This is a genomic window from Vibrio hibernica, from assembly GCF_015223435.1.
In the GTDB taxonomy this organism is placed as follows: domain Bacteria; phylum Pseudomonadota; class Gammaproteobacteria; order Enterobacterales; family Vibrionaceae; genus Vibrio; species Vibrio hibernica.
In genome coordinates this window covers 21,287-28,469 of sequence record NZ_VHKO01000036.1, presented here as the reverse complement: position 1 = coordinate 28,469, position 7,183 = coordinate 21,287, and the positions used below count along the sequence as shown (strand labels likewise).

9 protein-coding genes are annotated in these 7,183 nt (G+C 35.5%); all 9 read left to right on the top strand.

Translation table 11 applies throughout. The features are described from left to right. Positions 1-49 precede the first annotated feature (49 nt). The 9 genes from FH976_RS15935 (at position 50) to FH976_RS11755 (ending at position 7,171) form a co-directional block, all read left to right on the top strand. A complete protein-coding gene (locus FH976_RS15935) occupies positions 50-622 on the top strand; it encodes a Wzz/FepE/Etk N-terminal domain-containing protein (RefSeq protein ID WP_228767424.1) in 573 nt (190 codons plus the stop codon). Continuing rightward, complete coding sequence (locus FH976_RS15930) at positions 579-1,193, top strand: GNVR domain-containing protein (RefSeq protein WP_228767423.1); 615 nt, start codon at positions 579-581, stop codon at positions 1,191-1,193. The genes FH976_RS15935 and FH976_RS15930 overlap by 44 nt, the downstream gene beginning before the upstream one ends. 3 nt (positions 1,194-1,196) lie before the next feature. Further along, entirely contained in the window at positions 1,197-2,285 is a 1,089-nt protein-coding gene (gene rfbB, locus FH976_RS11785; RefSeq protein ID WP_194091046.1) for a dTDP-glucose 4,6-dehydratase, read from the top strand. Next, positions 2,285-3,157, top strand: a complete 873-nt coding sequence (gene rfbA, locus FH976_RS11780; RefSeq protein ID WP_194091045.1) for a glucose-1-phosphate thymidylyltransferase RfbA — start codon at positions 2,285-2,287, stop codon at positions 3,155-3,157. The genes rfbB and rfbA overlap by 1 nt, the downstream gene beginning before the upstream one ends. Positions 3,158-3,159: 2 nt before the next feature. Next, positions 3,160-4,029: a dTDP-4-dehydrorhamnose reductase gene (gene rfbD, locus FH976_RS11775; RefSeq protein ID WP_194091050.1), complete on the top strand. Its 870-nt coding sequence runs from the start codon at positions 3,160-3,162 to the stop codon at positions 4,027-4,029. Continuing rightward, complete coding sequence (gene rfbC / locus FH976_RS11770; RefSeq protein WP_194091044.1) at positions 4,029-4,577, top strand: dTDP-4-dehydrorhamnose 3,5-epimerase; 549 nt, start codon at positions 4,029-4,031, stop codon at positions 4,575-4,577. Before rfbD ends, rfbC begins: the two co-directional genes overlap by 1 nt. After that, on the top strand, positions 4,567-5,154 hold the full coding sequence (locus tag FH976_RS11765; protein WP_194091043.1) for a lipopolysaccharide biosynthesis protein: 588 nt from the start codon (positions 4,567-4,569) through the stop codon (positions 5,152-5,154). Before rfbC ends, FH976_RS11765 begins: the two co-directional genes overlap by 11 nt. A 156-nt stretch (positions 5,155-5,310) precedes the next feature. Then, the gene (locus FH976_RS11760) at positions 5,311-5,973 is read left to right on the top strand and encodes an oligosaccharide flippase family protein (RefSeq protein ID WP_324187430.1); all 663 of its coding nucleotides are present in this window, start codon (positions 5,311-5,313) and stop codon (positions 5,971-5,973) included. Between the two features lies 1 nt (position 5,974). Then, on the top strand, positions 5,975-7,171 hold the full coding sequence (locus FH976_RS11755; protein WP_194091041.1) for a polysaccharide pyruvyl transferase family protein: 1,197 nt from the start codon (positions 5,975-5,977) through the stop codon (positions 7,169-7,171). Positions 7,172-7,183: the final 12 nt, after the last annotated feature.

Here is a 7,183-nt window from a genome sequence, read left to right as displayed (position 1 = left end):
GGATGCGATTTAACCTTAGGGCGGTAGCGTGCCATTTTTAGGAGCTTGTATGAGCTTACAACATCCCCCAGCGCAACATTCTGCAAGCGAACCACCGTTTCCACCTCATTATTATAATCAGCAACCACAAGATGATGAGATTGATCTGAGAGAGCTGTTCACCGCGTTATGGAAAGGAAAGTGGATTATTATCGCTTGTACAGTTGTGTGTACGCTACTGGCGATTGCTTATGCGTTGTTGGCCAAAGAGCAATGGTCTTCAAGCGCAAAAATCGCGGAACCACAAGTCAGTAATTACAGTGAATACCAAAATCAAGTGGTTCGCTTTCAGCCCATTTTTGATATTTACCAAGAGGATGGCACCGTATTGGTGAGTGAGTCTTTAGATGGCTTAATAGATTCTGCAAAATTGTATAATCTATTTTTAGATGAATTTAACTCCTCAAGTAATAAAAAAGTATTTTTAGAAACGTCCGCGGTATTCGAAAAAGAAAAAGCGCAACTTGATAACCCAGATGAAGAAGATGCCTTACGTAAGCTTTACAGCGATTGGTATAAAATGCTGAGCATTAAAGCGGATGATGAAAAAAAAAGCAGATGGTCCGTATCTACTAACAACTAGTACAGAAACCTCTCAAGGCAGCCTTGATATGCTGAATCACTACATTCGTTTTATTGATAAAAAGGTGCATCAAAAAGCATTCAGTAATTTATCTGCCACGATTGATTCAAAGCGAAATGAGCTAAAGCAACAGTTAATCATGTTAACCAAACAAGCTGAGCAACGATTGTTAGTGGAAAAAGAGCGTAGCAAATATGCTTTAAATATTGCAGAAGCGGCTGGTGTTTCTAAACCATTACAAAATTTCGGTGACAAAGAGTTGTTTGCCATTAATTTAGGTTCTGATGCATTAAGAGCCAAAGTTAAAGCACTTGAAAAAGTGAAAAATTTAAGTGTTATAGAACCAAGGTTAGAGCAGTTAAGCTCAAAGCTGGATCAAATTAAAGAATTGAATATCGATAAAAATGTAGAGTTTTCTGCTTATCGTTATTTGGATCAACCTGAGAGAGAAGTGTCTAGAGATAAGCCGAAGCGATTGTTGATCGCTATATTGGGGCTGTTGCTTGGTGGCATGATTGGTTGTGGTGTTGTATTAATTCGATTTGTATTTTTAAATGAGAAGAATATTTAGATTATGAAGATTTTAGTTACTGGTGGTGCGGGATTTATCGGGTCTGCAGTTATACGCCACATTATTAATAATACATCTGATAGCGTTATTAATGTCGATAAGCTTACGTATGCTGGTAATCTTGAGTCATTAGCTTTAGTAGAAAATAGTGAACGTTATAGTTTTGAACAAGTTAATATATGTAATCGCTTAGAGCTAGACCGAGTATTTCAAGCTTATCAACCCGATGCGATAATGCATCTAGCAGCAGAATCACATGTCGACCGCTCTATTACTGGCCCAGCAGAGTTTATTCAAACAAATATTGTTGGTACATATAATCTGCTTGAAGCCGCGCGTGAATATTGGAATAGTTTAGATATCGGCGCACAAAAAAGCTTTCGTTTTCATCATATATCAACCGATGAAGTCTATGGTGACTTACCACATCCTGATGAGCAACAAGGTGATCTGCCACTATTTACAGAACAAACCTCTTACGCGCCAAGTAGTCCCTACTCGGCTTCAAAAGCATCGAGTGATCATTTAGTTCGTGCATGGTTACGCACTTATGGGCTCCCAATCATAGTTACTAATTGTTCAAACAATTACGGTCCTTATCACTTTCCTGAAAAGCTTATTCCATTAGTGATCCTTAATGCATTAGAAGGGAAATCATTACCTATCTATGGTAAAGGTGACCAAATACGTGATTGGTTATATGTGGAAGACCATGCGCGTGCTCTCTATAAAGTGGTTACGGAAGGTGTTGTAGGAGAAACCTATAATATTGGTGGTCATAACGAAAAGCAAAATATAGAAGTAGTCGAAACCATTTGCACTATTCTGGATGAGTTACGTCCGAAAGACACTAAATATGCCGAGCAAATTACTTATGTGACTGACCGACCTGGGCATGATCGTCGTTATGCCATCGACTCAACTAAAATGAAAAAAGAGTTGAACTGGTTACCCGAAGAGAGATTTGAAACAGGTTTAAGAAAAACGGTTGAATGGTACCTGAGTAATCACGAGTGGTGCTCACGAGTTCAAGATGGTTCATATCAACGTGAACGTTTAGGTACATTAAATTCAACTGAAGAGGCTAAATAATGAAAGGGATTATTCTTGCAGGTGGTTCTGGTACGCGCTTATATCCATTAACTCGTGGAGTATCAAAACAGTTATTACCCGTTTACGATAAACCGATGATTTTTTATCCTCTTTCCACATTAATGCTTGCCGGCATTAAAGATATCCTCATTATAACAACACCGGAAGATAACGAAGGCTTTAAGCGTTTATTAGGCGATGGCTCTGATTATGGTATTAACCTAGAATATGCGGTTCAACCAAGTCCTGATGGATTAGCGCAAGCTTTTATTATTGGTGAAGAGTTTATTGGCAGTGATTCTGTGTGCCTAGTTTTGGGAGATAATATTTTCTACGGTCAATCGTTTAGTAAAACCTTACATAATGCCGCTTCTCGTGAGAGTGGGGCGACAGTATTTGGTTATCAAGTCAAAGACCCTGAGCGTTTTGGTGTGGTTGAGTTTGATGAAAATATGCGAGCGGTATCAATAGAAGAAAAACCATCAGAGCCCAAGTCAGACTATGCGGTAACAGGATTATATTTTTATGATAACCGTGTGGTGGAATTGGCTAAACAAGTGAAGCCTTCATATCGTGGTGAATTAGAAATTACCACACTCAATGAAATGTATTTAAATGACGGATCTTTGAATGTAGAGTTATTAGGTCGTGGTTTTGCTTGGTTAGATACTGGTACCCACGAAAGCTTACATCAAGCCTCTTCTTTTGTTCAAACCATTGAGCATGTGCAAGGGTTAAAAGTCGCCTGTTTAGAAGAAATTGCCTTTAACCAAGGTTGGTTGAGTCAAGACGATTTATTAAGAATAGCAAAACCAATGCTTAAGAATGACTATGGTCAATACCTCCAACAATTAGCCATTAAAAAAGGATAATGATGAAAGTCTTAATTACTGGCTGTAATGGACAAGTTGGCCATTGTCTCGTCGAGCAACTCCATGGTAAAGCAGAAGTACTCGCATTAGATGTGAATAAACTCGATATCACTGACAAAGAGCAAGTGTTTAATACGGTACTAGAGTTTAAGCCCGACTTTATTATGAATGCAGCCGCTCATACTGCTGTAGATAAAGCTGAAGAAGAAGAAGCGCTCTCATATAGAATTAATCGTGACGGTCCGTTATTTCTTGCTCAAGCAGCAAAAGATATAGATGCTTGCCTATTACATATATCAACAGATTATGTGTTTGAAGGAAATAAAGTCGACACTTATACCGAAGACGATACAACCAACCCGCAAGGTGTTTATGGTGCAAGTAAGTTAGCTGGTGAAATAGCGGTGCAGGAGAATAGCCCCAAATATATTATTATCAGAACGGCTTGGGTATTTGGAGAGCATGGTAATAATTTTATTAAAACGATGCTCCGATTAGGCCGTGACCGTGACGCTCTTAGTATCGTGGGTGACCAGTTTGGTGGTCCTACCTATGCTGGTGATATTGCTCAAGCGTTAATTAGCATTGCTAACCAAATTCAAAATGGCTCAACAGATTGGGGGATTTATCATTTCTCTGGCGAACCGCATGTCAGTTGGTTCGACTTTGCTCAAGCCATTTTCAAGCAAGCGGAAGATAAAAAGATATTAGATAAAGCCCCATCATTAACATCGATTACCACTAGTGAGTTCCCTACCGCGGCTAAACGTCCTCAAAATTCAACATTAGATTGCTCTAAAATAAAAGACGTATTTGGTGTTGAGTCGAGTAATTGGAAAGTGGCATTAAACAGAATTGAAGAGTATTTATAATGAAAGTGATTGAGACGGCTATTCCTGATGTGAAAATCATCGAACCCTCAGTATTTGGTGATGAGCGTGGCTTTTTTATGGAAACCTGGAATCAAAAAGAATTTGAAGAAAAGGTCACGGGTGAGACAACAATATTTGTACAGGATAATCATTCAAAGTCTAAAAAAGGTATATTGCGTGGTTTGCATTACCAGACAGAAAACACTCAAGGGAAATTGGTGCGAGTTGTTTCTGGTGAGGTTTTTGATGTCGCAGTCGATGTCCGTAAAGACTCACTAACATTTGGTCAATGGGTAGGTGAATATCTTTCTGCTGAGAATAAGCGTCAACTTTGGATCCCAGAAGGTTTTGCTCATGGCTTTTATGTGACCAGTGAAGAGGCTGAATTTGTTTATAAGTGTACAGATTTTTATAATCCCGAGGCTGAAATATCAATCAGATGGAATGATTCCGATATAGGTATTGAGTGGCCATCGAGATCTACTCCAACTCTTTCACATAAAGACTTGAATAGTTTATCATTTGCTGCCTATATAGATGTTAGATAGAACTTTTATTAAGTCTGTCACGACTGCTTTGTCGGGGGGGGTAGTTGCACAGTTAGTTGTCTTATTAGCATCTCCCGTTATTACAAGAATTTATCCCCCTGATATATATGGTGCGTTCGCTAGCCTAAACGCTTACGCCTCTCTTCTTGCTCCATTATTAATATTAAGCTATTCAATTATACTTGTATTACCAAATAGAAAAAAAGATTCCTTCTATATATTAATTTCAGCAATAATAATGTCTACTTTATTATCTGTTGTCCTTTTTATATTATATGTTTTTTTCAGTAATTATTTAAATTTTGGAGGTAGTATAATTTTTTTAGCTTGGACTGTTTCAATAATGCAGTTGTATTCATATTGGTTTATTAGGGAGGAGAAATTTTCATTTAGAGCTAAGTATTTAATATTACAAGCAATAATGGTTGCCATTTTAAAAGTCACAATAGGTTACGTATATCCCAATATTGATGGTTTAATACTATCAACATTAATCCCCGGATTTTTGTTTTCATTACTTATTGGTGTACATATTGTAAGCGTTCACCGGGAGGGGCTTGACAACGGTGAAAAGTAAGGAATTATGTGTTTTTATAACGTACGGGCATTAAAACTTTTCTAAATGCCAGAGAATAAGCATTAAAACGCTCTGAGGCATACTCCAGAATGCTTGTCAATACACTCCCGGTGAACGGTTACGAATTATAAATATTCTTCAAAATTTAAAGTAAATATATTTATACGTAGATCAATGGTTAACATGAAAAAATACTTCCACATTGTTAAGTTTAGGACACCACAAAATATTTTGGTGAATCTTAACTCAATGCTGCCATTGATTGTTATGCCTATTATATTTGATGCACACTATGTAGGTATCTTTGCGTTAGCTCGGACTGTTTTAATGCTACCCGGAAATTTGATTGCATCATCGGTTGGTGATGTTATTTATCCTAAATTAAATAATGCCATAAATAATAAAAATACTATATCTCGAGATTTAATTAAAATTACAATGGTTCTTATTTTGATTGGGATTATACCGTTATGTATATTGTTTTTTTGGGGAGCGAAACTATTTTTATTTGTATTTGGTGATCAATGGGGAGTGGCTGGTGAATTAAGTGGAATTCTAGTCTTCTGGATTTTCTTCAACTTAATCAATAAACCTTTAATTGTATTGATTCCAATGTTTGGCTTGGAGCGTAAATTTTTATTTAATAGTGTCATAAATTCATTATTAGGTATTGTGTGCTTCTTAATAACAAAGGAATACGATGTAACATTCATGAAATCTATGGTTATATATACCTTGTTTTTAATTATTCCTCAGATATTTATAATGATTACTGTTTGCATAAAAATAAAATCATATGAAGATGAAATTAAGGTTTAAAATGAAAAAAATAATATTATATGGCGCGTTTGATCGATATAATTTTGGTGATAATTTGATGCCAATTGTGTTTGAAACTTTTTTTAAAAAATGTCATCCTGAAGCGATTGAAAATTTTGAATTTATATATTCTTCAATATCAAGTTCTAATTTAAGTCGTTATTTGTGCCTTAAAACACAAAGCATTAACGATGTAGTTAAATATATTAATGATGGTGATATTATTGTCGTCGTTGGTGGTGAAGTATTATGCGCCGATAGTTTAACGCTATTCACACACATGCCCAAGCCTAAAAAAATAAATGACTTGCTTAGGTTTCTTAATAAAGTGCCGCATGTTAATTTTATACTAAGAAATATGTTGAGTTATATATACCACGCACCATGGTCTTATCCTTATATTCCTGATAAGTCATTAATTAATAAGGATGTTAAAGTAATCTATAATACAGTCGGTGGAGGTATACAGCATTTAGACGAGAAGAACAAAAAAAATATCACTTCTCGACTGAATGAAGCTAATTTTATATCCGTCAGAGATTCTAGAACATATGAAGATTTGAATTGTACAATAAGTGATATTGTATATTCTCCAGATTCGGTCTATTTAATATCATCATTATATAATGAGTGCGACATAATTAGTAAGGTAAGAGAAAAAATTCGTAATAGTTATGATTATGATTATATTATATTTCAAGCAGCTCCGGATAAAGTTGGTTTTAATATAGACTTTATTTCTGAAAAATTACGAATCATTAGTCGTGAGAATAATAAGAAAATAATACTATTACCAATAGGCTATGCTTCTGGCCATGATGATTTTTATTTTCTTAAAGATCTGCATGCCTTAATTCCAGAATGTTCTGAATTAGTTTACGATCTTAATGTTTGGGAAATACTATATATGATAAAAAATAGTGAAGCATATATAGGAACTAGCTTACATGGAGCCATAGTAGCAATGTCTTATGGTCTTCCTCATTATGGGTTAAATGAAAACATAAAAAAATTAGATGCATTTTTAAAAAACTGGTCTGTCAAACCGTTTAATAGATGTTATTCTATTGATGAAATAGTGGACATTATACCTACTATCGATAATGTGGTAATAGACAGCCTTCGAATGAACAATAATAAAAACTTTAAGCTTATCGAAAGAAATTTCGAGATAATATTTAACGTTATTACGTCATGATATTATATAACC